Consider the following 24,865-nt stretch of genomic DNA (forward strand, 5'->3'; position numbering starts at 1 on the left):
ATTTGTGAGGTATTAAACCCAACAAACTGTGATACAGCAACAGTAACGGTAACAGTTGAGAAATCACCAATTGACGCAGTTGATGATACATTAGGACCTATCAATGGTAATACAGGAGGAACAACTCCAAGTGTATTGACAAACGATACGTTGAACGGAATACCAGTTAATCCAGCAGATGTAGTTATTACTTCTACACCAAACGGACCTTTAACAGTGAATCCAGCAGACGGAACAGTTACCGTTGCACCGAATACTCCAGCCGGAGAATACACGGTACAGTACACAATCTGTGAGGTACTGAACCCAACGAACTGTGATACAGCAACAGTAACGGTAACGGTTGAGAAATCACCAATTGACGCAGTTGATGATACATTAGGACCAATTGACGGTGGTGCAGGAGGAACAACTCCAAGTGTATTGACAAACGATACGTTGAACGGAACACCAGTTAACCCAGCAGATGTAGTTATTACTTCTACGCCAAACGGACCTTTAACAGTGAATCCAGCAGACGGAACAGTAACCGTTGCACCGAATACTCCAGCAGGAGAATACACGGTACAGTACACAATCTGTGAGGTATTAAACCCAACGAACTGTGATACAGCAACAGTAACAGTTACAGTTGAGAAATCACCAATTGATGCAGTTAATGATACACTAGGACCAATTGACGGTGGTGCAGGAGGAACAACTCCAAGTGTATTAACAAACGATACGTTGAACGGAACACCAGTTAACCCAGCAGATGTAGTTATTACTTCTACACCAAACGGACCATTAACAGTGAATCCAGCAGACGGAACAGTAACAGTTGCGCCGAATACTCCAGCCGGAGAATACACGGTACAGTACACAATTTGTGAGGTGTTAAACCCAACAAACTGTGATACAGCAACGGTAACGGTAACTGTGATTGGAAACAGCATTGTGGCAAATGATGATAATTATACAACAACTGTTTGTAATACAACAGGTCTTGCGCCAGTTGGAAACATCTTTGATAACGACCTTGTAAACGGAAGTGCATTTACTGCGGATCAAGTTAATTTCAGAATTGTATCGGGTACAAACGATCAAATAGCTATAGACGCTTTAGGTAACATCACTTTAAATGCAAGTATAGTTGCTGGAGTATACAACTTAACATACGAGATATGCGATAAGCTTAGCGTTGCAAATTGTAGTACAGCTGATATCGTAGTGAATGTAGGGGAAGCAACAAACGACTTACCAACAGTTATTGAGGAAGTTTGTAATAGTGGTGTTGATACTTATGACTTGAATACGCTATTACCTACAGGTGTACCTACAACTGGTACTTGGGTAGATGATAATACTGGTAAATTAGTGGGAAGCATTTTTACTCCACTTGATGTTCCAGTAGGTACTTATAACTTTAGATACACTGTAAGTACAACTGCTTGTCCAATTAACATGACAGTGAACATGGAAGTTAACGATGATTGTGGTATTGTATTAGGTTGTGGAGCGATTGAAGTTCATAATGCTTTTTCTCCTAATAATGATGGAATAAATGATATATTTGTAATCGACAATATTGCTGATGTAGCATGTTACCCTGAAAATGAAGTTGAAATATACAACAGATGGGGAGTACTAGTTTACAAAGTGAGAAACTACGACAATCAAAACAATTCATTTAGAGGTATCTCAAATGGTAGAACAACAATCTCTCAATCTGACGGATTGCCTACCGGAACATACTTTTACATTCTTACTTATAAATCTGTAGATGGATTAGGTAATATTCAGAACAATAAAAAAGATGGTTATTTGTACCTATCTAGATAAATAAATTTACTAGCTGTGGCCAATTTTGGCCACAGCTACAAAAAATTGATAAATGAGAAAATTAGCATTAATTTACACATTGGTATTTACTGGTTTAGCTGGTTTTGCACAACAAGATGCGCAGTACACACAGTACATGTACAACACTATTAATATCAACCCCGCTTATGCAGGTTCGAGAGGAGCGTTGAGTATATTCGCTTTACATAGAACTCAATGGGTTGGACTTGATGGTGCCCCTGTTACTAATGCTGTATCAGTAAACACACCGCTCAATAACTCTAATCTAGGTTTAGGTGTATCCATTGTAAGTGATAAAATTGGACCGACACATGAAAATGCTTTTTCTGTTGATCTTTCTTATTCTATTCCAACTTCCGAAAATTATAAGTTGAGTTTTGGAGTGAAGGGTACTGCAAATCTTTTTGATTTGGATGTATCTAGACTAAACCCAGAATCTCAAGGGGATAGAACGCTAACTGATTATAATAATAAATTTACGCCAAATGTAGGTGCGGGTTTATACCTACACTCTGATCGTGGTTATTTAGGGTTATCTGTTCCTAACTTTATTGAAACAGATCGTTATGATGATAACGAAGTAGCGATTTACACAGAAAAAATTAACTATTACTTAATCGGGGGTTATGTCTTTGATTTGAACTATTACTTAAAGTTGAAACCAGCATTTTTAACTAAAGTAGTGCAAGGGGCACCATTACAGGTGGATTTATCTGCTAACGTGTTATATGATGATAAATTCTCACTTGGACTGGCATATAGATGGAGCGCAGCAGTTACTGCTATGGCTGGTTTTCAAATATCAGATTCAATGTACATTGGTTATGCTTATGATTTGGCTACAACCAAATTAGATAATTACAATTCGGGATCACATGAAATATTTTTTAGATATGAGATCTTCAAAAATAATAAAAGAATAACTACTCCTAGATTCTTCTAAAAAAACATCACATGAAAAAAAACATACTCCTTTATATAATGTTTTTAAGCATTATTTCGATTAGTGCTTATTCGCAAAAGGCTAAGTTGAATACAGCAGAAACTCAATATAATAACTTTGCTTATATCAATTCAATTGAAACTTTTGAACGCATTGCCGGAAAAGGTTATAAATCAGCAGAAATTTTTCAAAAACTAGGGAATGCATATTATTTTAATGGTGAATTTCAAAGTGCCGCTAAGTGGTATACTGAATTATTTGCTCTAGGGTCTGATTACGATAAAGAATATTATTATAGATACGCTCAATCACTTAAGACAATTGGTGAAAACAAAAAAGCTGATGAGTACTTAGAGAAATTTAGTGCAATAGCTAAGGATGATAATAGAGCTAAGTTCTTTCGTAATGAGGAAGATTATTTGAAAAGAATTAAAGCGAATTCAGGTAGATATGATATTAGTAAAACTACTATCAATTCAAAATATTCTGATTATGGTTCGACCGTGTATAACAACAAATTAGTTTTTACTTCAGCTCGTGATACAGGGAGTTTAGGTCAAAGAATACACACCTGGACAGATCAATATTTTACAAGCTTATACAGTAGTGATTTAGATGAAAATTTTAATCCAAGTAAAGTAGAACGTTTTGATAACCACTTGAAGTCTAAATTTAATGAGTCTACTCCAGTTTTCACTAAAGATAGTTCGACAGTTTACTTTACTAGAAATAATTATTTAGATGGTAAAAGAGGTCAAAATGGAAGCGGAATTACCCTTATAAAAATTTATAAAGCGGTATTAAAAAATAACGAATGGACAGATATTAAGGAGTTGCCATTTAATAGTAATGAATACAGCACTGCGCATCCTACTCTAAGTCCAGATGAGAAAACTTTATATTTCGCCTCTGATATGCCTGGAACTTTAGGTCAATCAGATTTGTTTAAAGTTGCTATCATTGGAAAAGATTCTTATGGAAAACCAGTTAATTTAGGGCCATTAGTTAACACACCAGGAAGGGAGACTTTTCCTTTTATAAGTCAAGATAATGAGATTTATTTTGCCTCAGATGGGCATCCAGGTATGGGAGGATTAGATATTTTCATGTCTAAAATTAATGCAGATGGTTCTTTTAAAAGAATTGAAAATATTGGTTCTGATATAAATTCTCCTTTTGATGATTTTGCTTATTGGATTGACTTAGATACCAGATACGGATTTTTCTCATCTAATAAAGTTAATGGTTTAGGTTTTGATGATATTTATAAATTCAAGGAGCTAAGAAGAATTGGTTGTGAGCAAGCGCTATCTGGTTTGATTACAGATGCTGCTACTTTAGAATTATTACCTAATGCTAAAGTGTCATTATACAATAACGAACATAACTTAATTGAATCTACAACTGCTGATGATAAAGCGCTTTATACTTTCAATGTAGAATGTGATAATAATTATTACGTTCGTGCTGAGAAAGAAAATTACTTTACAAAAGAAGTTAGTGTGTCAATCCCAGATGAGAACGGTAGTACTGATTTGCCAATCGCATTAGAAACTTCTGTTAAGAAAGTTAAAGTAGGGGATGACTTAGCGAAGTTCTTAGAAATTCCAATTATATACTTTGACTTAGATAAGTCTAATATTAGACCTGATGCTGCATTAGAGCTTTCCAAAGTACTTGATGTGTTGCAACAAAGTCCTAAAATGAAAATTGACATTCGTTCACATACTGATAGTAGAGCTAGTAGTAAATACAATGAAAGCTTGTCGGAAAGAAGAGCCAAGTCTACAATGAAATGGTTAATCGATAACGGTATTAGTGCAGATCGTTTAACTAGTAAAGGTTACGGTGAGTCTAGGCTAATCAATAAATGTGCTGATGGTGTAGAATGTACCGAAGCTGAACATCAATTAAACAGACGAAGCGAATTTATTATCATGTCTCTTAATTAAGAAATGACATTCAATTAGAAGGAAAAGGCAGTGTATTTATACACTGCTTTTTTTTATGTGTATTTCTATGCTATTTGACTATTGTAATTACATATTAATCCTTCATAGTTACAGCACTATACTCTACAAGTTAATATGACGCGCCCTAAGTATATGAGATGTGATATGTAGCTCCTTTTATCTGCAATAGTGTATCTGTTTAACAAATCGTGTAAAATGGGCTCTCAATATCTTTTATGATAATAAAGGCTTAATACTAATTATGATACTCAATTATTAGATTTCCATATTGGTATCGTATTGGAGCATAAATTAGGTGTATACGCTAAATCGTTTAATTGAGATGAAAGATTGCGATTAGAAAAATGTACTTAAGTTTTATATTCAATAAACCTTTAGCTGGTTTAACTATGTTACATTCATACATCAACTTGCTCCATTTGACGTTAATTATTGCATGCTTTTTGAGAATGACAAATCTCATAGATAATCAAATGAATCTAAACTTACAAAACTTGAGATGTTTTGGACGTTCTTAAGGCTGATTTATAATAGAAGGGGCTCTTTTGTTAAGTCGCTTTAAATTGAGTTGTAAATACTCAATTAAAGATGTTAAATGCTTACAATTATATATATCAAGATGGGGAATGGTAATCTGCAAATAGATGAATAAAATGCAAAAAAAAACCGCATATCCTTTAAAAAGGAAATAGCGGTTTTTTTAGTATAAAAAATGGTTTGGTTAATAGCGTTTTCTGAATCACAATGATAAGTAAAATTATCGTTGTACAAAAATATTACTATAACAAAAACTTAATAATTTGTTAACTGTTAAGCATTACTGGCATTACTAGCATGGTTACTGTTTCTCCTTCTTCCAATCCATCAACTGGAGTAAGAATACCTGCTCTATTTGGTAATGACATTTCTAGCATGATCATGTCTGACTGTAAATTAGTCAGCATCTCTGTTAAAAAGCGTGAGTTATAACCTATTTGCATATCGTCACCTTGATAATCACAAGTTAGTCTTTCTTCTGCTTTATTCGAATAATCAATGTCTTCAGCAGAAACGTTCAACTCTGCACCAGCAATTTTCAAACGTATTTGGTGCGTAGTTTTATTAGAGAAAATAGCAACACGACGTACTGAGCTCAAAAATTGAGAACGATCAATCATTAACTTATTAGGATTTTCTTTTGGTATTACCGCTTCGTAATTTGGATACTTCCCATCAATTAAACGACACATCAAAATGTAGTTGTCAAAAGAAAAAGTAGCGTTCGAATCGTTGTACTCTATTTTTACTTCTGCATCAGATGATGTCAAGATATTTTTCAATATAGTTAACGGTTTCTTTGGCATAATAAAATCTGCAACTTGAGATGCTTTTACATCTGTACGTGCATATTTCACTAATTTATGAGCATCAGTTGCTACAAAGATCAATCCTTCTGGAGAGAACTGAAAAAAGACTCCAGACATCACGGGTCTTAAATCATCATTTCCAGCAGCAAAAATTGTTTTGCTAATAGCTGTAGCTAAAACATCTGCAGGAACTAGCGTAACTGAAGGTTCTTCAAGATTTACAGCCTTAGGGAATTCCTCTCCTGGAGCATATGCTAATGCGTATTTACCAGAATTTGAACTAATCTCGATAGTACTATTCTCTTCTACAGTAAAAGTTAACGGTTGCTCAGGAAACGTTTTTAAAATCTCCAATAACAACTTTGCAGGAACAGCAACACTACCTTCACTAGTTGAGTCGATAGCTAAATTTGCAGACATTGTTGTCTCTAAATCCGACGCAGAAACGGTTAACTCGTTATGGTTTAATTCAAATAAAAAGTTATCTAAAATTGGTAAAGTATTACTACTATTAATAACACTTCCTAAAACTTGTAACTGTTTTAATAAGTATGAACTCGATACTATAAATTTCATCTGTTTTGTTTTATTTTTTGTGGTATATATTTTAGATCAATTTAAAATACAATACATTTTACAAATATATCGTAAACTATTCTAGTATTGAAACTTTTTTATCAACATCTACTTACTGTATTTTCTTTTTCTTAAGTAGGTAAATGCAACACCAAAAATTGCCAATATCAGAATTGGAAGCCCGATAGTTATCGCTTGTATAGTACTATAACGTTCGTAAGCTTTCTCTTTATCTAACAATGGTAAGTCTAAATCTTTGCTTCTAATGTTAATAAGTCCAGTGTCATCCATCAAGTAATTAACACAGTTCAGCATAAAATCTTTATTATCATATAAATTTCCTGATCGCTGATCAAATCCTAGTTCGACAGGCTGGCCTTCTTTGTCCAATTGATTTTTAACAATATCGCCATCTGCAATTACAATCATTTTTGATTTTGCTCCCTTAGCTTGAAAATCAACTTGTTCGAATGGTAAAACTCTATTTTCATACATAGAGCTAAAAGATCCCTCTAATAGTACTGCCAGTGGAATTTCCCCTGTATTGATATAATGATTAGGACTTGTTTCCTCGGCTACGATATCCAAATTAATTTCGATAGGGGTTCCTAACTTTTTTGAATATTTTGAAGATTCTAAGAGGACAGTCTTCTTGATTCCATTTCTTAAAGTATCAATAGGGTTGGCAAAATCAAATTTGATTCCTCCCAAACTTTTAACAATAGGGTGCTGACTTTGTGGATAAACTAATGGAGCAAATTTCCAATTAAAATCCTGAAATTGGGTACCGCTTCCTTGCTCGCCTGTAGCTAGTTTTATAGGGCTTCCTTGTTCATCTTTTACAATATCAGGATTGATTCTGAAACCGTATTTAAAGAACATATCATTTAAATTCAAATCCCTAGGAAATGCTAATGTAGAACCAGTCTCATTGTACAAGCTATCCATCTCAACTGAAACTTGATCGACCAACCATAGCGCTTTCCCTCCATGCATTAAATATTGATCAAGAACTTGTTTTTCTTCGTCAGAGAATCGCTCTGTAGGTTTAGCGATCACAGCTAGGTCATACTTTTGTAATGCCTTTAAAGTATTAATAGGGTCGGTCTCTACAGAATCTAATGTAAATGGACCTATGTGATAGCTTTCTCTCATTTGTAGTAAGAATTTTGCCATCGCATAATCTGGCAACTCGCCATTACCTTTTATTACTGCAATCGTTTTTTGCCTTGAAACCGTTAATTTATTTAAGGCATCGGCAATTGAATACTCGAGATGTTGAACAGATCCAATGACCTTCTCAGTAATAGTAGCACCCATTCTATTTTTTAATAAAGGAATGTTGATTTCTTTATTGTTATACACTGCAATAGCCCATGGAAAAACCATTGCTTGCGATTGTTTCCCTTTATCATCTACGGTAATATTAACCGGTGTCAACCCTTTTCGATACAACTCTTTTATGTTTTCCATACTTGTCTCTTCCTCTTTCAAAGGATCTACAAATTCGAAAAATATATTTTTATTATACGCTTGAAACTCTTCAAGTAATTGCTGTGTTTCTTGCTGCAGTCTTTTAAATTCAGCGGGAAGTTCACCTTGCATGTAAATTTTTATCGAAAGCGGATTTTGTACTTGCTTTACAATATCTAACGAAGTTTGGGATAAAGTATAGCGCTTGTCTTTAGTTAAATCAAAACGATGAAAGTAAAAATTACTGACAATATTTGCCACTAGTATTAATAGTACAATTAATAATAATGATTTTAAATTTTTATCTTTAGTAGTTTTCATTACAGTTGGATTGATTTGAGATTATACTTTGTTATCGAAAGAAAAACAGCTGTGATACTCGCAAAATAGATCACATCTCTTGTGTCAATAACGCCTCGCCCCATACTTTTAAAATGATCTTGCATACCTAAAAATGAAATATAAGAAGCATAATCAGGTAGTAAAGTAGCCAGGCCTTCGAAACCAAAATAAAATAAAAAGCTAATGAATACTGCGATGATAAAAGAAACAATTTGATTATCAGAAAGTGTTGAACAAAAAATCCCTATTCCAGCATAAGCGGCTACAAGAAGCAGTAAGCCAGCATAAGCTCCTATTGTGCTTCCCATATCGATATTCCCTTCGGGCATTCCCAAATTAGAAATCATGACAACATAAATAAAAGTAGGTACAATAGCAATCACAATTAATAATACAGCAGCAAAGAATTTACCACCTATAATTTCAGATAGGGATAATGGTTTTGTAAGTAGTAACTCTAGCGTTCCTTGCTTTTTTTCATCAGAAAAACTGCGCATGGTAACCGCCGGAATAAGGAAAATTAAGATCCATGGAGCCAAGGTGAAAAAAGGAGAGAGATCAGCAAAACCAGTATTTAAAATATTGTATTCTCCTTGAAATACCCAAAGAAACAGACCGTTTAAAATTAAGAACAAACCTATAACCAAATAGCCTATGGTCGAGCCAAAAAACGAATTGATTTCGCGAAATAATATTGCTTTCATTGTGCGTATTTTATATGTAAACGTATGAGAGAGTCGATTAGTATTTATTGCAAACTAGCGAGTTTGTCAACACTCCAAGCTTCAGGCTTATCGTTAAATAATTTTTTTGTGAAAGACCAAACTTCTTTAAAAAAATCAGAATTGCGATAATTTTCTAAGTCGGCTTCTTGTTCCCAATAACTGTAAGTAAAAAAAATGTTGGGATTGGTTTTATCTTGGTACAATTCTAATAAAAGGTTTCCAGGAGTGGCTCTAATTTGATCTTTTATAGTTTCGAAATTTTCTAAAAATGCAGCAATATTCTCTTCGTGAAAACTCAATTTTACAATACGTACAAACATGAAATTGTGATTTGTTAGATTTTAATTTTTAAATTCGATAGAAACGACGTCTCTATAATTCAATCCAAGTAAACTATGTGCCGAACCTACTGTTGCAGGATTGCTCCTAAAAATTGCGATTTCGAGATAGCCAGCTTCATTAAAAATGGCTAGTTTTTCACCTTCATAATTTTTAATAGGATATTTTTCTGAACTTGCTATGGCTGAATAATTGGGTAGAATAGTTTTGATATTCTTCGTTCTCATAATAATTTCATAAGGACGGCCTTTGGCAACTTCGACAAATTGTTGTTTGGAAATATTAGTAACCACATTCCCAAAATGATCAATGTAAACAACATGCCCTTTTATAGCATTATTAGTATCTGAAATCACAGCTTTTAAAGCAGTAATTTCTTTTATAGTAGCAATTTCTCTACCAATGACATTTAGCAAACCACCTTTTGCAATATGACACGCAACCTTTACAAAAACATCCATACCAGAAGCGTCACTTGGTAACCGATCATGTATGTTTATAGCAACCATCTTTTGAGGGACAATTTTTTGCGAAAGCATGCTTAAAATACCATTATCAGCAGCAATAAAATAAGAATCATTCCATTGCATGGCAATATGCTGGTTCTCTTTATTTAATTCCATATCTACACCAATTAAGTGTACAGTGCCTTTAGGAAAACTACTGTAAGCAGCGCCTACAATGTAACTCGCCTCGACAGTATTAAAAGGATCGATGTGGTGAGAAATGTCAATAATTTTAGCTTCAGAATATTCAGATAATATCTTCCCTTTCAATGCACCAACAAAGTGATCTTTTAAACCGTAATCTGTAGTAAGGGTAATTATTGACATAAATTTGTTTATAACTAATGGTGTTGTCTAAAAATAATTTTCATTAAATTTGAGAAGTGCAAAGCTAATAATAGTAAATTCAAAAACGCAAAAATAGGTTACAAAATCGAACTGTTTAGGGAAATTTAATCTCATTTTATTATTGCACAAAAATAGAATTACTTATCAACTAATTTTAATTTAAAACTACAACTTTTGAACGAAAGAATAATCGAACTCATAGACATTGCTCCAAAAGATTTTTGGGGTGCTCAAGATACTCACCTTGAAATAATTAAAAAATATTACCCAAAGCTTAAAATTGTAGCGCGAGGGACTACTTTGAAAGCATTCGGCGAGAAAGAAATTTTAGATGAATTTGAAAAACGTTTTCAACGTTTAATGGTTCATTTTACAAGATACAATACAATAGATGATAACGTGATTGAGCGTGTCATTCTAGGCGATCCGCAAGATGATAAAAGGATGGCTGGAAATGATAAAATTCTAGTTCACGGCGTAGGTGGTAAAATCATTAAAGCCATGACGCCTAACCAGCAATTACTCGTCGATACCATTAATAAAAACGATATGGTTTTTGCCGTTGGTCCTGCTGGAACTGGAAAAACATACACGGGTGTAGCGATGGCTATAAAGGCTCTAAAAGAAAAGCAAGTTAAGCGCATTATTTTAACTCGTCCAGCAGTAGAGGCAGGAGAGAATTTAGGGTTTTTACCAGGGGACATGAAGGAAAAACTAGATCCTTACATGCAGCCATTATACGATGCACTTAGAGACATGTTGCCAAATGAAAAATTAGAGGATTATATTTTAAAAGGGATTATACAAATTGCGCCATTAGCATTCATGAGAGGACGAACGCTAGATAACGCATTTGTTATTTTGGATGAAGCACAGAATACGACGCATTCCCAAATGAAAATGTTTTTGACTCGAATGGGAAAAAGTGCCAAGTTTATGGTGACTGGAGATCCTGGGCAGGTCGATTTGCCTCGACGAACGATTTCTGGTTTAAAAGAAGCGCTTCTTGTATTAAAAGATGTTGAAGGAATAGGAATAATTTATCTTGATGACAAAGACATTGTGAGGCACAAATTAGTTAAAAAAGTGATTGACGCCTACAAGCAAATCGAAAATCAGGATTAAAGTTTTTGCCTGTCAAAAATAAAAAGTATATTGCTGAAGTGCGGCCCCAATTGGGGTCGCCTTTATTAAATAATATGTGATTTTAATAGCTTAAAGAACACATGATAAAAATATAATAAATTGAAAAATGTTGTCATTACTGGTGCATCAGGCGGAATAGGAAAAGAAATGGCGTTTCACTTTGCCCAAAACGGCTGGAACGTTATTGCTACAATGTTATGCTTAAGCCATGCAAATGAACTTGCCGAAAAAGATAATATCCATTGCTATGTGCTTGACGTTACTTGCAGTGAGAGTATTGCTGCTGCAAAAAAGGAAATAATGAGAGACTTTAGTACTATTGATGTTGTCATAAATAATGCTGGAATAGGATATAGAAGTTTCGTGGAATTATCAGAAGATGAAGAAATAAAAAACATTGTAGATGTTAATTACCTTGGGGTTGTTAAAGTATGTAGGAGCTTCATTCCTGAATTTAGAAAACAAAAGAAAGGACAATTTATAAATATCACTTCAATTGCAGGTTTAGTGAATTTGCCGTTGGGGAGTTTTTACCACTCCACAAAACATGCTGTAGAAAGTTTTTCTGAATGTATGGCTTATGAACTTGCTGCTTTTAATATAAGTGTGGCTACTATTCAGTTTGGAAATACACCTTCAAATTTTCAAAGTAATGTAACCAAGTCTGATCGTTCTTCGCTTACAGCTTATAATAATTTGATGGATCGAATAAGTTCAATTGTCGAAAAGAAGACGAAAAAGAATAAAGATTTAAAACCGGCTATAATCAAGAAAGTTTTCAAAATTGCAGAGAATCCTTCAAGTAATTTTAAGAGACATACCATAGGTTTTGATGCAAGGTGCCTCAATATTTTACGAAATAATATGGGATACAGGTTATTTGGAAAAGTGATTAGAAAATCAGTTTTCAAATAATAGATTCTTCAACAACTTCAAGTAATTGGACTAATAATTGCAGTCTAAATTATAATTTTCGAAAACAAAAAATGGATAATATAAAAGTAATAATAACAGATCTAGATGGTACACTCTTAAACAAGGAACATCAAATATCTGATTATAGTAAGAAGATCTTTAAAGAATTGTATGATAGAAATTATCTAATTATTGTAGCCACTGGTAGACATCATCTCGATGCCATGCCACTGGTAGCTGGATTTGATTTCCCCATCTATCTAGTAACGTCAAATGGGGCTAGAATTCATAATCCAAACAAGGACTTGCTTTTTTCATTTGATATTGAAAGTGATGCTATCAAATCTGTTCTAGATTTAGAAATTGATCCTGAATTCACTACGGTATTGTTTAAGGAAGATGTGTGGCAAACAAATAAAACCAATGAGAAATTAAACAAATTTCAAAAAGAATTAAATTACCGCCCTGAGGTTGTAAACTTTAAAAATGAGACAGATTTAAAGGCAATTAAAATGTTTTTTACTCATGAAAGTCACGGGAAGTTAATTGAATTGAGAGACAAAATTCTAGTAAATCATGATCACTTATTTAGTCATGCTTTTAGTTTGCCATACTGCTTGGAATTCATGGATAAGTCAGTAGACAAAAGTGTAGCAATTTCAAAAATTTTAGAAATAGAAAATGTAACATTCGATAATGCAATTTCTTTTGGTGATGGATACAATGATGAAAAAATGTTAACCGCGACCGCTCATGGCTATATAATGGGGAATGCCCCAGAGAGTCTGAAAAAGAAATTACCTCAATTGCAAATTATAGATACAAATGAATTTGATGGCGTTGCAAAATTCTTAGCAGCTTCATTTTTAGATGCGGAAGTTTTAAAGAAGTAGAGGGAATCAATCTAAATATTTATGTAATTAAAAGCAGTTTACTATTTCGATACAAATGGTAAACTGCTTATTTATTTCAAAATTTTTATGTCAATACTATTACATTAAATCATCAAAGTGAATTGGGAATTTATTAATTCGTTTTCCAGTTGCATGAAAAATAGCGTTAGCTATAGCTGGAGCCATGGATGCTAAACCAATTTCGCCCACGCCCTTACTTCCTAGTTCATTGATGATATCATCTTTTTCATCGACAAAGACTACGTCTAAATCATGAATATCTGCATGAACTGGGATGTGGTATTCTCCCAAATTTGTATTCATATACTTCCCTAGATTATGATCAGTCATGGTTTCTTCTCGTAGGGCTTTGCTAATTCCCCAAACCATACCACCTAGAATTTGGCTTCGAGCAGTTTTTGGGTTAATAATTTTTCCAGCGGCAACCGCTGTCACCGCTCGAGTTACATTTACTATTCCTAACTCTTCATCGACTTCAACTTCTACAAATGCAGCGCTATGTGCCGCGCGAGTATATTTTTTTAATTCTAATAAATTTGGAATATTACTCTTTGATGCAGCAATCCAATTTTTTCCATCTGCAACTACAATATCTTTATAATTGATGAATTTACTAAAATCCTCTTTAGAATAAATAGCAGCATTTTTAAAAACTACATCTGTTATTTTTAAACCGCTTAAAGGAGAGTCGCTTATATTTTTAGCTTTTTTAAATAGTTTTTTCTGTAATGCTTTGCAAGCAGCTTTTACTGCAGATCCTACAACTCCAGTAGTATATGAGCCACCTTGAATAGGAGCCATAGGCATATCGCTGTCTCCATGATCAAATGTTACGTCGTCTATCGCAACGGCAAAACTATCGGCTGCAATTTGCGTCATAATAGTTTTAGTTCCCGTTCCTATATCTGTGACTGCACTCGTCACTTTTAATTTTCCGTCTTTGCTAAATTTTGCTTTTGCTTTTGCGGGAAGCGCAATGACATCCCATATTCCAGTGCTCATTCCTGTTCCCACTAATCGATTGCCGCGTTTAGTGGCTCTAGGTTTTGAAGCTCTGTTTTTCCAACCAAATTTTTCTGCTCCTTGTTTGTAACATTCTTTCAGTTCTTTACTTGAATACGGTTTGTTTTCGCTTGCATCAACTTCTGAGTAATTCAGCAAACGAAATTCCATTGGGTCAATATTGAGTTCATAGGATAGGGCATCCATGGTGGCCTCTATAGCGTGCATTCCAGTACTTCCTCCTGGAGCTCGCATGTCCATTGGCGTAAATACATCAAGCGGAACTAGTTTATAATCTAATGACGTATTCTGAGCGGGGTACAGCATGTTTCCCCAGTTTACAACTACTTCAGTGTAATCCTCAAACTGAGAAGTCTCGGCGATTGCTGTATGATTTAATGCGGTGACGATGCCCTCACTATTGGCTCCGAATTTTGTTTTTTGTATCGTTTGCGGGCGGTGTCCAAAACTAAACATCTGAGTTCGATCCATCGCTACACGCACATTTCGTTTTAGCATTAGCGAAGCCATTACACACAAGAATAATTGATATTGTGGTCGCAAACCAGATCCAAAACCACCACCTACAAAGGGAGACAAAACCCGAACATCATTATAATGTAAACCAAAAACGTTAGCAATATATAATTGGCAATTACTAGTGCCTTGCGTTTTGTCATATACGGTTAACTTGCCTTTACCGTCATAAACTGTAGTCGTTGCAAATAATTCTAAAGGATTGTGATGTTCTGCGCCGTGCGTAAATTCACCTTCATAACGAGCAAAGGCATCTTTATAAGCGGCTTCAAAATCTCCTTTGTCAGCAGGTGGTAAAGGTTTTATAGCCGTTGCCATTCCTTTTTTAGGATCACGTGCCTCGTCTAAATGCGCTGCTAGCTCGGTTTCAAAAGCTTCTTCTTCATACGTTATTGCCAATAAAGAGGCAGCGAAGCGAGCTGTTTCAAATGTTTCGGCAACAACCAGTGCGATAGGTTGACCATTGTATAGAATATTTTCGTCGTATAATGGTTTGAATGGAGTTCCTGGAGGTGCATCCATATCGGCGTAAAGCATGTCAAACCAAGGTAATTTAGTTCTATTTTTATGTGTAATAATTGTAATTACTCCCGGGACAGCAGCTGCTTTACTTTCATCGATTTCGATAATTTTACCTTTTGTAATAGTACTGTTTGCAATATAGCCATGCGACAAATCGCCCACGTTATATTCACCAGCATATTTTGCAGCACCAGTAACCTTTAAGTTTCCTTCGAGCCTATTTATTGGCTTTCCTATTTCTTGTGATGTTTTCATGATCTTCTATAATGAGGGTTGTGCTCCGGGTCTTTGCGTTTCAGGATGTAATGCCATCATACAATTACGAACAATAGCTTTTACTGAAAGCTCAATTTTAAAGTCGTTATCTCCATAACCTTTGGCAGTTTTTATTATCATTTTTGCCGCTTCGGTAAAATTTTTTCTATTTGGTTCCTTACCTTCAAGAAATTGTTCCGCTTCAAAATCGCGCCAAGGCTTGTGTGCTACGCCGCCTAAAGCAATTCTAATAGTTTCGATTTTATTATGTTCTAATCTCATAGCTGTTGCAACACTCACTAATGCAAAAGCATAAGAGTTGCGATCGCGTAATTTTAAATATGAATAATATTGTGAGAAATCTTCATTTGGCAACGTCAACCCAGTGATGATTTCGTCATGTTCTAAGTTATTGTCTTTCTCAGGGCTATTTCCAGCTAAGCGATGAAAGTCAGTGAATGCTATTTTGCGATCACCATTAGGACCACTTACATTAACTGTTGCGTCTAATGCCGCCAGTGCTATACACATATCAGATGGAAAAACGGCAATACAATTTTCACTAGTACCAAGGATAGCATGCATTCGATTCAAACCATTTTTAGCAGGACAGCCTGAACCTGGATTGCGTTTATTGCAAGGAGAGGTTTTATCATAAAAATAATAGCAGCGAGTTCTTTGCAGTAAGTTACCACCATTTGTAGCACTATTTCTAATTTGTGCAGATGCCCCAGCTAATATTGCTCGCGATAACAAAGGATATTTTGTACTTACAATAGCATCGTAAGCAGTATCTGAATTTGTTACTAAAGCACCTAAAGAGAGTCCGCCACTTTCCAATACTTTAATTTGCTTCATAGTAGAAACAGAATTGATGTCGATTAAAGACTCTGGATGTGCCAAATCATATTTCCATAGATCAATCAAGTTGGTTCCTCCTGCAATAAAATTTGCTTTTTTATTTTTCGAAATTTCTTGAACCGCCTCGTTTATCGTTTCAACTTTTTTATAGGTAAAATTGTTCATAGTGTTTTCTCTTTTACTTCCATAATGGCATCTATAATATTTGTATTGGCTCCACAACGACACAAATTCCCACTCATTTGTTCTTTAACTTCTTCTCTAGTATGAGCTTTCCCTTCTTGAAGCATCCCAATGGCGCTACAAATTTGCCCAGGCGTGCAGTATCCACATTGAAAAGCATCATGTTCAATAAATGCAGTTTGCAACGGGTGTAAGTCCCCATCTGTAGCAATGCCTTCTATTGTTGTGATTTCTGAGCCATCCTTCATTACTGCTAGTGACAAGCAACTCAATATTCTTTTTCCATCACATAAAACAGTGCAAGCGCCACATTGCCCATGATCACATCCTTTTTTTGTTCCAGTTAAATTACTGTGATCTCGAATTGCGTCTAATAAACTAACCCATGGTTGAACCTTTAGCTGTTTCAAATTTCCGTTGATAGTTAAGTTAACAACGGAAGTATTTGATTCATCATAATGATGTATTTGATTGTTCTGATTTTCTTTTTCCATACCTAAAAATTAAGTGAGAGACAGCGTCTTTATCCTGAGTCATAACGCTTCATTTTGAAAAGTATAAAGGATTATTTAAACCATCAAATAATTATTTCATAAACGGAGTAGAATAATCTATTGAGTTAATCTTTTAATCTTTAGAGTTAATTGAAAGGCAGAAGCTGTCGCAAATTTGCTATAAAGGGATAAATTCTGTGCAACCTAGTTTGATGGTATAGAAAGGTGTTTTTAAATTTTAGACGGATTGATTTTATATCAAAAAGACGAAATGTTAACGCCATCCTTTTTCAAGACAATTATCACAATTTTAATAAAAAGCAAGTAGCCATGCCAAAATCCATATTTATGAAAAAGTCTGATAAATCGCAGCAAGTAAATACACCAGATGAATTAACAGCAGATGAAAATATCATCTTAGATGCAATGGGATTATCTGCTTCTTCTCGAAGAAAATTTTTGAGACAGGTTTCTACGGGGAGTTTAGGAATTTACGCTTCGTCGTTTTTCTCATCGGAAGTATTTGCACAAACGGTACAAGATTTGCCAGAGCAAGCACAAATTTTATTGAACGAAATAAAAGTAAACTTGAGAGTAAATAACATGGTCAAGCCACTAGCGATTGATTCAAGAATGAGCTTGCTGGATGCTTTAAGAGAACGGTTAGCACTAACGGGGACAAAAAAAGGATGTGATCACGGACAATGTGGAGCATGTACGGTGATAATTGATGGTAAAAGAAAACTGTCGTGTTTAACGCTGGCAGCTACTTGCGAAGGAAAAGAAATCACAACTGTTGAGGGCTTAGCTAAAAATGGCGAAATGCATGACATGCAAAAAGCCTTTGTAAAACATGATGGGTTTCAATGCGGTTACTGTACGCCTGGTCAAATATGTTCTTCAGTAGCGTTGTTAGAAGAAGCAAAAAATGGAGAGGCGAGTTATGTAACTGAAGATTTAAAAAATATAAAAAGCGGACTCAAATTATCTGAAGAGGAAATAAGAGAACGCATGTCGGGAAATATTTGTCGTTGCGGTGCCTACAATAATATCGTACAAGCTTTTAAAGAAGTTCATTCTGGAGACGATGTTATGCCAACTTGGGAGTTTGCAACTGCCGAGCAAATGAAGAAAGCTAAAAATGCTTAATGTAAATTATTCGAAAAAAAGGAATAATTAGTACGCTTTTAAAATTTAAAAATTACAATAATGAGACCATTTACATATACAGCAAGTACCAATAAAGAGGCAGCTTTACGAGCATTTACAACAACTTCACATTATTTAGGAGGAGGAACAAATCTTGTGGATTTAATGAAGGAAGATGTGGCACGCCCAGACCAACTTATAGACGTTAATAATCTAGAGTATAATGAAATAGTTAAAAATGACAAAGGTGGATTTACGCTAGGCGCTTTGCTCAGTAATGCTGCAACTGCAAATAATAAGGATGTAAGACAAAATTATCCTTTGTTATCTATGGCAATGTTGTCTGCGGCTACGGCTCAAATTAGAAATATGGCCACTAATGGCGGTAATTTATTGCAACGCACTCGTTGTCCTTACTTTTTTGAAACTTCAATGCCTTGTAATAAAAGGGCTCCGGGTTCTGGCTGTGGCGCTTTAAAAGGAATGAATGCAACACATGCGATCTTTGGCTACAGCCAAAAATGTATTGCAACAAACCCTTCGGATATGTGTGTGGCTCTTGCTGCAATTGGCGCTACTGTTGAGGTACAAAAACAAGATGGCTCTTCAAGAATGATTGATTTTAATGATTTTCATCGCTTGCCCGAAGACCAACCTGAAAAAGACAATACCTTAAATCAAGGAGAGTTAATCACTGCAATTCATTTAAATGAGCCTGCATTTTCAGACCATTACTACTACTTAAAAATTAGAGAGCGTTCTAGTTATGCATTTGCACTAATATCAGTAGCGGCGGGAATGCAAATTAAAAACGGAACAATCAGTAAAATAGGACTCGCCATGGGTGGTGTTGCACACAAACCTTGGAAGCTGACTGAAGCAGAAGCTTTCTTAACAGGGAAATCTGCAAGTCAAGCAAATTTTGAAGAAGCTGCAATGATTGCAATGAAAGCAGCTAAACCTTTTGAAGCTAATAAGTATAAGGTGGACATGGGGGAAAAGGCAATTGTAAGAGCATTAACCCAAGCTTACGAGCGCAAATATTAATATGATTTTCGAAAAAATATAACTATGAAAACATCAAACGAAAGCGGAGTTGGAAATGCTATAAATAGAGTAGAAGGTCATCTAAAAGTGATGGGTAAAGCCAAATATGCATCTGAATTTCCAGTCCCAAATAAAGTATATGGTCAAGGAATTAACAGTACAATTGCCAAAGGTGAAATCATTGGTATCGATACCTCTGCAGCTGAAAAAGTAAAAGGAGTCCTTAAAATTATCACCTATAAAAATGCCGAAAAGTTAAAAGGTTACGATCAAGAAATGCCTTTTATCAGCACAGATACTATTGCTCCAGTATTGCAAAGTAATAAAGTACATTATTTTGGGGAATATGTAGGTTTTGTAGTTGCCGAAACATTTGAGCAAGCACAATATGCGGCTCGCTTAGTTAAGTTCGAATACAAAGAAGATCCTAAACCTACTATAAATTTTGACAAATCAAGAAATAAAGCATTTAAGCCATCTGAAAAATCAGATTATTCAAGAGGTGACTTTAAAAAAGGAATGTCAGAAGCTGATGAGGTTGTGACACAAACATACAACACACCAATCGAGCACCACCATCCTATGGAACTTCATGCTACAATTGCAAGTTGGAACAATGGTAAAGTACTGGTATATGCAAGTCAACAAATTGTTGAAGATGCTTCGATAGCAATATCGGGGACGTTTCAAATTCCAAATGAAGATGTAAGAGTTATTGCAGCATTTGTGGGTGGAGGTTTTGGTTCTAAATTAAATCTAGATCGCCACGTAATAATGGCTTTGATGGCGTCAAAAATGATTGGCAAGCCTGTACAAGCTACAGTGACAAGACATCAAATGTTTACAAACACGAACATGCGTCAACAAAATGAGCAAATCATGAGTATTGGTGCTAAGCGTGATGGTACCTTAACTGCATTGTCACATGAAACGTTGTCACATACTTCTATTAAAGAAATTTTTCAAGAGCCATGTGGAATGGTTTCAAAAATGCTTTACAACGTTCCCAATAATTTAGTTACCGCTCGATTAATGCCTATGAATCTTCAAGCCCCTTTTGCAATGCGTGCACCTGGAGAAGCAACAGGGAGTTTTGCATTAGAATCAGCTATGGACGAAATGGCTTGGAAACTCAAAATGGATCCTGTTGAATTCAGAGTTAAAAATGATACGCAACATGATTTACACGCCAACAAACCATTTTCATCTAGATTATTAGTCGAATGTTTGCGCATTGGAGCAGATAAATTTGGATGGGAAAACCGAAAATCAGAACCCGGAACTAATAAAAATGGGAATTGGTTAATAGGTTACGGAGTTAGCGCAGCTTCACGTAATTCACCATATAAAAAAACGTATGCTAAGGTGATTTTGAAATTAGAGAAGGATAAAGTAAATGTAACTATTCAAATGGATGCTACAGATATTGGTACAGGAAGCTACACGATTATCGCGCAAACAGCTTCAGAATATTTGCGTATTCCTATTGACCAAATCACGGTTGAATTAGGTGATTCTGATTTTCCACCTACACCAGGTTCTGGTGGTTCTTGGGGTGCTGCATCTTTCTGTAATGGGGTGCAATCAGCTTGTGAAAATGCAGTTAGCAAATTAAAGAAAAACAGAAACATCAAAAATAGTGAGGAGGTTGCTTTAGCAGATTTACTTAAGAGAAATCAGCTAACATCTTTTGAAGCAGAGGGAATGGCTGAGCCATCAGATGCATTTAGTAAACATTCGGTTTTTTCTTTCGGTGCTAATTTTGCTGAGGTTTGGGTTGATAAAGATACCGGAATGTATAAAATTAAAAGGATGGTGAATGTCGCATCTGCAGGGAAGATTTTAAATCCTAAGACTGCTTATGGTCAAATCATAGGAGGAATAACAATGGGTGCAGGAATGGTTATTGCTGAGCAAAGTAAGATCGAACCCAATTTTGGGAATTTTATTACCCGATCATTTGCTGATTATCATGTTCCTGTAAATTTAGATATGGCTAATGTAGATGTGATTTTTCTACCCGAAGAAGATAAAATTGCTAACAAAATGGGAATTAAAGGAATTGGAGAATTAGGAATCACAAGTGTAGCAGCTTCTATAGCAAACGCTATTTTTAATGCTACTGGAAAACGCATGAGGGATTTACCTATCACTCCTGAGAAATTAATTGAAGCAGGGTTAGAACCTGGAGTTAAGATTTAAGTAATATTTATTTTCGAAAATAAATACTACTGATTCTTAGCGAACTATTCGAATAAATTAAATGCAGAGGACCAAATTATGGCAATCACAAATCAAAATATAATCTACTTAGATAATAACGCGAGCACTGCGGTTGATGATCGCGTTATCGAATCGATGTTGCCTATTTTTAAATCTAATTTTGGAAATGCGGGTAGTGATCATGCTTTTGGTTGGGAAGCAAATGAAGTGGTTGACATTGCACGAGAGAGAATTGGGGATTTGCTAAATTGCAAACCTTCGGAGTTTTTATTTACTTCAGGTGCGACAGAGGCTGCTAACATTGGAATACTAGGATTTTGTAGGACTAACAAAGCTAAAGGCAAACATATTATTACAGTAAGAACTGAACATAAAGCGATATTAGAACCTATTAAAGCTTTAGAAAAAGAAGGTTTTACGATTACTTATTTGAATGTCGATGACTGCGGGATGATCGACTTGCAAGAATTAGATGCAGCAATTACAAATCGAACAATTCTGGTGGCTATTATGCTCGCAAATAATGAAACGGGTTTAATTCACCCTATTGATGCTATCGAAAGAATTGTTCATGATAAAGGAAGCGCATTATTTTGTGATATCACGCAAGTGGTAGGCAAAATAAAGGTTGATTTAGACATCTTAAATATAGATTTAGCCGTTTTTTCTGCACACAAAATGCACGGTCCAAAAGGATGTGGCGCATTATACATGAATAGAAAAAATAAATTGAAATTAAACAGCATTTTTTACGGAGGCGGTCAAGAAAAAGGATTGCGTCCGGGCACTTTAAATGTTCCTGCAATTGTAGGTTTTGGGACTGCGGCCTATTTTGCAAAAGCAGAACTGAAAGATAATATTGATAAAATGTTAGCCTTGAGGAAAATACTTGAAGCTAATCTTGAAGAAATCGACGGTATTTTTATTCATGCAAAAAACAATAAAAGGTTACCAAACACAGTAAATTTTGCAGTACTTAATATAGACGGAGGTAAGCTTCTACGTAGATTAAATAAAATAGCAGTTTCTCGCGGTTCTGCTTGTAATGCTAATACTGTTGAACCCTCTCATGTTTTAACGGCAATGGGATTTAGTAACAATACAGCTTTAGCCTCTTTTAGAGTAAGTTTAAGTAAGGAAACTACAAGTTCAGATATTGAATTAGCAATATTAAATATAAAGGAGGCAATATATTCACTTCAAAAAATGACAGCATGAGGGAATTAGATGTGATTGTGGCGCAGTATGAAGTTTTAAAAGAGCAAAATATTTCAAGCATTCTAGCCACTGTTGTGCTAGTCGAAGGCTCGTCTTATAGACGGGAAGGAGCTCGTATGTTGATTGATGAATATGGAAATATCACAGGTGCAATAAGTGGTGGATGCTTAGAGGGAGATGCTTTAACTAAGGCGCTTCATGCTTTAAATCAGGGTAAAAACAAATTAGTAACTTACGATACCAGCGATGAAAACGATGCTATAATTGGTGCTCAATTAGGATGTAACGGAATCATTCAGGTATTATTTGAACCGTTAGATTATCAAGATATACTAAATCCTTGCGAACTTTTAAAGGAGGTTGTTTCGAATAAAAAGTCGGTTTGTATTTTGGTTCAATTTAATTTAGATCGAACAAAGAACCAAATTGGTACCCTTTTAACTGTTGACGAAAATTGGGATTACAAAGGTAAGCTCGAGGATGAAGTCGATATTAAATCTTATGTAGCATTTTCTAAAGAATGTTTTACGACGAGTAAATCAGCTAGTAAAATAATAACAACTCAGTTTGCAGAACAAAACGTTTTTATTCAATATTATTTAGCTCCTGTTAAATTAGTAATAGTAGGCGCAGGAAATGATGCGCAAATTTTGGCACAACAAGCTGCTATGTTGGGTTGGGATGTTGTTGTAACTGATGGAAGACCAACTCTTGCTAATGGCGAACGTTTCCTAAGTTCATGCCAAATCATTGTTAGTAAGCCAGAAGAAACTTTACAGAATATTAATATAGATGAACGCACTTGCTTTGCACTTATGAGCCACAATTATCAGTATGATTTGGCTGTTTTGAAACTGCTATTAAAGCAAGATTTAGTTCCCTACATTGGAATTTTAGGTCCCTTGAAAAAATATTTGAGAATGCAAGATGACTTATTGGAAGAGGGAGTAATTATCAAAGAATGTGTCAAAAACAAAATTCATGCTCCGATAGGATTGGAAATTGGTGCAGAGACTCCTGCTGAGATCGGACTAGCAATTCTAGCTGAGATTCAATCAGTGTTAACAAAAACAGCAGCGAACCCTTTAAAGAAAAAAGCGACACCAATTCATTGTAGTATTCCGCATCTTAAAATGGAAGAGAATTAATGATTGCCGATAAAACAGCAGTCGTTATTTTAGCTGCAGGGTCATCCAGTAGACTAGGGTATGCAAAGCAGTTAGTACACTTTCGAGGAAAAATGTTATTACAACATAGTATTGATGCTGCGTCCCACTTTCAGTTTTGTAGTAATACTGTGGTTGTTGGAGCCAGAGCACATGAAATTTTAGAACATATTGAGTTGAAATTATTTTCTTCTGTAACAAACGAGGATTGGGAAGAAGGCATGGCAAGTAGTATTCGAATAGGATTAAAACACGCTATTGATGAAGTAAAAGATTTGGAACACATCATTATCTTATTAGCTGACCAACCGTTTGTAAATGTTCAAGTGATCGAAAATTTAATTTCAAAACACATTGAATCAAAAAGTGATGCTACCTTTTGTGAGTATAGTGATGTGGTAGGTGTACCTGCTATTTTTTCGAAAACTAATTTTAAAGCTTTAGAACAACTTACTGCAGACCAAGGAGCTAAGAAATTACTAAAAGACCAAAATTTTAAATACAACACAGTAAAATTTGATCAAGGGACTATAGATGTGGATACCGCAGAAGATGTTCTGAGATTAAAACAATTAGAATAATAATGAGAATAAAAATTAAATATTTTGGAATGATAGCCGAAGCAACAGCCAAATCAGAAGAATTTGTTGAGGTTGACGATGCTATGGCTATAGTTGATTTGAAACAGATGTTGATTGATAAATATAAATTGGCTTCCATTGAATCTTTACAAGTTGCGGTCAACCAAGAATTAGGCTATGACGGAAGATTACAAGCGGGAGACGAACTCGCTTTTTTGCCTGCTTTTGCGGGTGGCTGA

At 35.0% G+C, this 24,865-nt stretch carries 21 protein-coding genes; 13 read left to right on the forward strand and 8 right to left on the reverse strand.

Going from position 1 to position 24,865, the window contains the following annotated elements:
* The 3 genes from H603_RS0112185 to H603_RS0112195 form a co-directional block, all read left to right on the forward strand.
* A partial coding sequence (locus H603_RS0112185) for a gliding motility-associated C-terminal domain-containing protein (protein ID WP_026708874.1) occupies positions 1–1,821 on the forward strand: 1,821 nt, incomplete at its 5' end.
* A gap of 52 nt (positions 1,822–1,873) precedes the next feature.
* Positions 1,874–2,785: a PorP/SprF family type IX secretion system membrane protein gene (locus H603_RS0112190; RefSeq protein ID WP_026708875.1), complete on the forward strand. Its 912-nt coding sequence runs from the start codon at positions 1,874–1,876 to the stop codon at positions 2,783–2,785.
* An 11-nt stretch (positions 2,786–2,796) separates the two neighbouring features.
* Complete coding sequence (locus H603_RS0112195; protein ID WP_026708876.1) at positions 2,797–4,737, forward strand: OmpA family protein; 1,941 nt, start codon at positions 2,797–2,799, stop codon at positions 4,735–4,737.
* An 824-nt stretch (positions 4,738–5,561) separates the two neighbouring features.
* Here the strand turns inward: H603_RS0112195 and dnaN are convergent.
* From dnaN to H603_RS0112220, 5 genes are all read right to left on the reverse strand, one after another.
* Positions 5,562–6,680, reverse strand: coding sequence for a DNA polymerase III subunit beta (gene dnaN / locus H603_RS0112200; protein ID WP_026708877.1), 1,119 nt, complete (start codon positions 6,678–6,680; stop codon positions 5,562–5,564).
* A gap of 108 nt (positions 6,681–6,788) precedes the next feature.
* Positions 6,789–8,474, reverse strand: a complete 1,686-nt coding sequence (gene gldG, locus H603_RS0112205; protein ID WP_026708878.1) for a gliding motility-associated ABC transporter substrate-binding protein GldG — start codon at positions 8,472–8,474, stop codon at positions 6,789–6,791.
* On the reverse strand, positions 8,474–9,199 hold the full coding sequence (gldF, locus tag H603_RS0112210) for a gliding motility-associated ABC transporter permease subunit GldF (protein ID WP_026708879.1): 726 nt from the start codon (positions 9,197–9,199) through the stop codon (positions 8,474–8,476). Before gldF ends, gldG begins: the two co-directional genes overlap by 1 nt.
* Before the next feature lie 44 nt (positions 9,200–9,243).
* Entirely contained in the window at positions 9,244–9,540 is a 297-nt protein-coding gene (locus H603_RS0112215; RefSeq protein ID WP_026708880.1) for a putative quinol monooxygenase, read from the reverse strand.
* A 21-nt stretch (positions 9,541–9,561) separates the two neighbouring features.
* The gene (locus H603_RS0112220; protein ID WP_026708881.1) at positions 9,562–10,392 is read right to left on the reverse strand and encodes an SAM hydrolase/SAM-dependent halogenase family protein; all 831 of its coding nucleotides are present in this window, start codon (positions 10,390–10,392) and stop codon (positions 9,562–9,564) included.
* 195 nt (positions 10,393–10,587) lie between these two features.
* On the opposite strand from H603_RS0112220, the gene H603_RS0112225 reads away from it, so the two are divergent.
* The 3 genes from H603_RS0112225 (at position 10,588) to H603_RS0112235 (ending at position 13,367) form a co-directional block, all read left to right on the forward strand.
* Positions 10,588–11,538, forward strand: a complete 951-nt coding sequence (locus tag H603_RS0112225) for a PhoH family protein (RefSeq protein ID WP_026708882.1) — start codon at positions 10,588–10,590, stop codon at positions 11,536–11,538.
* A 120-nt stretch (positions 11,539–11,658) separates the two neighbouring features.
* Entirely contained in the window at positions 11,659–12,474 is an 816-nt protein-coding gene (locus H603_RS0112230) for an SDR family NAD(P)-dependent oxidoreductase (protein WP_026708883.1), read from the forward strand.
* Between the two features lie 71 nt (positions 12,475–12,545).
* Positions 12,546–13,367: a Cof-type HAD-IIB family hydrolase gene (locus tag H603_RS0112235; RefSeq protein ID WP_026708884.1), complete on the forward strand. Its 822-nt coding sequence runs from the start codon at positions 12,546–12,548 to the stop codon at positions 13,365–13,367.
* Positions 13,368–13,466: 99 nt separating this feature from the next.
* On the opposite strand, the gene H603_RS0112240 is transcribed toward H603_RS0112235, so the two are convergent.
* The 3 genes from H603_RS0112240 to H603_RS0112250 are packed head-to-tail and all read right to left on the reverse strand — an operon-like array spanning position 13,467 to position 17,215.
* Complete coding sequence (locus H603_RS0112240) at positions 13,467–15,704, reverse strand: xanthine dehydrogenase family protein molybdopterin-binding subunit (protein WP_026708885.1); 2,238 nt, start codon at positions 15,702–15,704, stop codon at positions 13,467–13,469.
* Between the two features lie 6 nt (positions 15,705–15,710).
* Positions 15,711–16,730 (reverse strand): FAD binding domain-containing protein, encoded by a 1,020-nt coding sequence (locus H603_RS0112245; protein WP_026708886.1) that lies wholly within the window; start codon positions 16,728–16,730, stop codon positions 15,711–15,713.
* Positions 16,727–17,215, reverse strand: coding sequence for a 2Fe-2S iron-sulfur cluster-binding protein (locus H603_RS0112250; protein ID WP_026708887.1), 489 nt, complete (start codon positions 17,213–17,215; stop codon positions 16,727–16,729). Before H603_RS0112250 ends, H603_RS0112245 begins: the two co-directional genes overlap by 4 nt.
* Before the next feature lie 375 nt (positions 17,216–17,590).
* Between H603_RS0112250 and H603_RS0112255 the strand changes: the two genes are divergently transcribed.
* The 7 genes from H603_RS0112255 to H603_RS0112285 all read left to right on the forward strand — a co-directional run bounded on the left by H603_RS0112255 (position 17,591) and on the right by H603_RS0112285 (position 24,865).
* Positions 17,591–18,391, forward strand: coding sequence for a 2Fe-2S iron-sulfur cluster-binding protein (locus H603_RS0112255; RefSeq protein WP_026708888.1), 801 nt, complete (start codon positions 17,591–17,593; stop codon positions 18,389–18,391).
* A gap of 60 nt (positions 18,392–18,451) precedes the next feature.
* Positions 18,452–19,438, forward strand: a complete 987-nt coding sequence (locus tag H603_RS0112260; protein ID WP_026708889.1) for an FAD binding domain-containing protein — start codon at positions 18,452–18,454, stop codon at positions 19,436–19,438.
* Between the two features lie 24 nt (positions 19,439–19,462).
* Entirely contained in the window at positions 19,463–21,640 is a 2,178-nt protein-coding gene (locus tag H603_RS0112265) for a xanthine dehydrogenase family protein molybdopterin-binding subunit (protein ID WP_026708890.1), read from the forward strand.
* Between the two features lie 78 nt (positions 21,641–21,718).
* Complete coding sequence (locus tag H603_RS0112270; protein WP_026708891.1) at positions 21,719–22,879, forward strand: cysteine desulfurase family protein; 1,161 nt, start codon at positions 21,719–21,721, stop codon at positions 22,877–22,879.
* Positions 22,876–24,027, forward strand: a complete 1,152-nt coding sequence (locus tag H603_RS0112275; protein ID WP_026708892.1) for an XdhC family protein — start codon at positions 22,876–22,878, stop codon at positions 24,025–24,027. The genes H603_RS0112270 and H603_RS0112275 overlap by 4 nt, the downstream gene beginning before the upstream one ends.
* Positions 24,027–24,626 carry a nucleotidyltransferase family protein gene (locus H603_RS0112280; RefSeq protein ID WP_026708893.1) on the forward strand — a complete coding sequence of 200 codons (600 nt, stop codon included), beginning with the start codon at positions 24,027–24,029 and terminating at the stop codon, positions 24,624–24,626. Before H603_RS0112275 ends, H603_RS0112280 begins: the two co-directional genes overlap by 1 nt.
* Positions 24,627–24,628: 2 nt before the next feature.
* Positions 24,629–24,865, forward strand: a complete 237-nt coding sequence (locus H603_RS0112285) for a MoaD/ThiS family protein (RefSeq protein ID WP_026708894.1) — start codon at positions 24,629–24,631, stop codon at positions 24,863–24,865.

The organism is Flavobacterium frigidarium DSM 17623 (assembly GCF_000425505.1).
GTDB lineage: Bacteria > Bacteroidota > Bacteroidia > Flavobacteriales > Flavobacteriaceae > Flavobacterium > Flavobacterium frigidarium.

Coding starts and splice junctions, on each gene's coding strand:
- H603_RS0112275 (WP_026708892.1), top strand. CDS start 22,876: ATGAGGGAATTAGATGTGATTGTGGCGCAGTATGAAGTTTTAAAAGAG.
- H603_RS0112265 (WP_026708890.1), top strand. CDS start 19,463: ATGAAAACATCAAACGAAAGCGGAGTTGGAAATGCTATAAATAGAGTA.
- H603_RS0112235 (WP_026708884.1), top strand. CDS start 12,546: ATGGATAATATAAAAGTAATAATAACAGATCTAGATGGTACACTCTTA.
- gldF (WP_026708879.1), bottom strand. CDS start 9,199: ATGAAAGCAATATTATTTCGCGAAATCAATTCGTTTTTTGGCTCGACC.
- H603_RS0112220 (WP_026708881.1), bottom strand. CDS start 10,392: ATGTCAATAATTACCCTTACTACAGATTACGGTTTAAAAGATCACTTT.
- H603_RS0112195 (WP_026708876.1), top strand. CDS start 2,797: ATGAAAAAAAACATACTCCTTTATATAATGTTTTTAAGCATTATTTCG.
- H603_RS0112255 (WP_026708888.1), top strand. CDS start 17,591: ATGAAAAAGTCTGATAAATCGCAGCAAGTAAATACACCAGATGAATTA.
- H603_RS0112190 (WP_026708875.1), top strand. CDS start 1,874: ATGAGAAAATTAGCATTAATTTACACATTGGTATTTACTGGTTTAGCT.
- H603_RS0112280 (WP_026708893.1), top strand. CDS start 24,027: ATGATTGCCGATAAAACAGCAGTCGTTATTTTAGCTGCAGGGTCATCC.
- H603_RS0112285 (WP_026708894.1), top strand. CDS start 24,629: ATGAGAATAAAAATTAAATATTTTGGAATGATAGCCGAAGCAACAGCC.
- H603_RS0112270 (WP_026708891.1), top strand. CDS start 21,719: ATGGCAATCACAAATCAAAATATAATCTACTTAGATAATAACGCGAGC.
- H603_RS0112215 (WP_026708880.1), bottom strand. CDS start 9,540: ATGTTTGTACGTATTGTAAAATTGAGTTTTCACGAAGAGAATATTGCT.
- gldG (WP_026708878.1), bottom strand. CDS start 8,474: ATGAAAACTACTAAAGATAAAAATTTAAAATCATTATTATTAATTGTA.
- H603_RS0112260 (WP_026708889.1), top strand. CDS start 18,452: ATGAGACCATTTACATATACAGCAAGTACCAATAAAGAGGCAGCTTTA.
- H603_RS0112245 (WP_026708886.1), bottom strand. CDS start 16,730: ATGAACAATTTTACCTATAAAAAAGTTGAAACGATAAACGAGGCGGTT.
- H603_RS0112240 (WP_026708885.1), bottom strand. CDS start 15,704: ATGAAAACATCACAAGAAATAGGAAAGCCAATAAATAGGCTCGAAGGA.
- dnaN (WP_026708877.1), bottom strand. CDS start 6,680: ATGAAATTTATAGTATCGAGTTCATACTTATTAAAACAGTTACAAGTT.